This window comes from Pseudochrobactrum sp. AO18b, from assembly GCF_000409565.1.
In the GTDB taxonomy this organism is placed as follows: domain Bacteria; phylum Pseudomonadota; class Alphaproteobacteria; order Rhizobiales; family Rhizobiaceae; genus Pseudochrobactrum; species Pseudochrobactrum saccharolyticum.
The window spans coordinates 1-1,252 of record NZ_ANNO01000347.1; the positions used below are offsets into that span (position 1 = coordinate 1).

At 52.6% G+C, this 1,252-nt stretch carries 2 protein-coding genes; both read right to left on the bottom strand.

The window, feature by feature from the left end:
* Window positions 1-408, bottom strand: a 408-nt coding sequence (gene ssb, locus A918_RS0113655) for a single-stranded DNA-binding protein (protein ID WP_022711608.1), incomplete at its 3' end; no start/stop codon positions are given.
* A gap of 157 nt (window positions 409-565) precedes the next feature.
* Window positions 566-1,183 carry a 30S ribosomal protein S4 gene (gene rpsD / locus A918_RS0113660; RefSeq protein ID WP_022711609.1) on the bottom strand — a complete coding sequence of 206 codons (618 nt, stop codon included), beginning with the start codon at window positions 1,181-1,183 and terminating at the stop codon, window positions 566-568.
* Between the last annotated feature and the right edge of the window lie 69 nt (window positions 1,184-1,252).

Consider the following 1,252-nt stretch of genomic DNA (forward strand, 5'->3'; position numbering starts at 1 on the left):
CCGCCCCCCGCCGCTGCCGCTGCCTTCAAAACGGCCGCCGCCACCGCCGCCTTCGCCACGGCTGTCGAGCATCTGCAACTCACCACGGAATTTCTGCAACACGATTTCAGTTGTGTAGCGTTCATTGCCGTTCTGGTCTGTCCATTTACGGGTCTGCAACTGACCTTCAATGTAAACCTTGGCGCCTTTTTTCAGATACTGTTCTGCAACTTTGGCCAGATTTTCGTTGAAGATTACAACGCTGTGCCATTCGGTCTTGTCCTTACGCTCACCGGACTGGCGATCGCGCCAGCTTTCCGATGTTGCGATACGCAGGTTTGCAACCGGCTCACCGGAGTTCAGACGGCGGATTTCAGGATCCGCTCCGAGATTACCGACGAGAATAACTTTATTGACTGAGCCTGCCATAGACCTGCACTCCAGATTTTTTTCTTACAGTTTGCGTGACAATACATAAGGCAGCTCCCCGAAGAAAGGGAAAGATAGCTTATCCAAAACAAAAAAGCCGCCGCGGAAATCCGCAGCGGCTCTGATTTCACAGCGGATAATTCCGCCATACTCACGATTAACGGGAGTAATATTCAACAACCAGATTTGGTTCCATCTGAACGGCGTATGGAACGTCGGACAGGCCTGGAACGCGGCTGTATGTTGCAGTCAGCTTGCCGTGGTCAGCAACGATGTAGTCAGGAACATCGCGTTCTGCGAGCTGAACAGCTTCCAGAACGATAACCAGCTGCTTGGACTTTTCGCGAACTTCAACAACGTCACCAGCCTTCAGGCGGTAGGACTGAATGTTAACGCGACGACCGTTTACGTTTACGTGACCGTGGTTGATGAACTGACGGGCAGCAAAGATGGTCGGTACGAATTTGGCGCGGTATACAACTGCGTCCAGACGGCTTTCCAGCAGACCGATCAAGTTTTCACCGGTATCGCCTTTACGACGAGCAGCTTCTTCGTAAGTTTTACGGAACTGCTTTTCGGAGATATCGCCGTAGAAGCCTTTCAGCTTCTGCTTTGCGCGCAGCTGAATACCGAAGTCGGACAGCTTGCCCTTACGGCGCTGACCGTGCTGACCCGGGCCGTATTCACGACGGTTTACAGGGGATTTAGGACGGCCCCAGATGTTTTCGCCAAGACGACGATCAATTTTATATTTGGAAGATTCGCGCTTACTCATCGCATTTCCCTTTAAAAGTTATACCGGCGCGGCAGCTTGTCTGCCTCGCTCGAAGGAAACGCGCCCTCC

Coding starts and splice junctions, on each gene's coding strand:
- rpsD (WP_022711609.1), bottom strand. CDS start 1,183: ATGAGTAAGCGCGAATCTTCCAAATATAAAATTGATCGTCGTCTTGGC.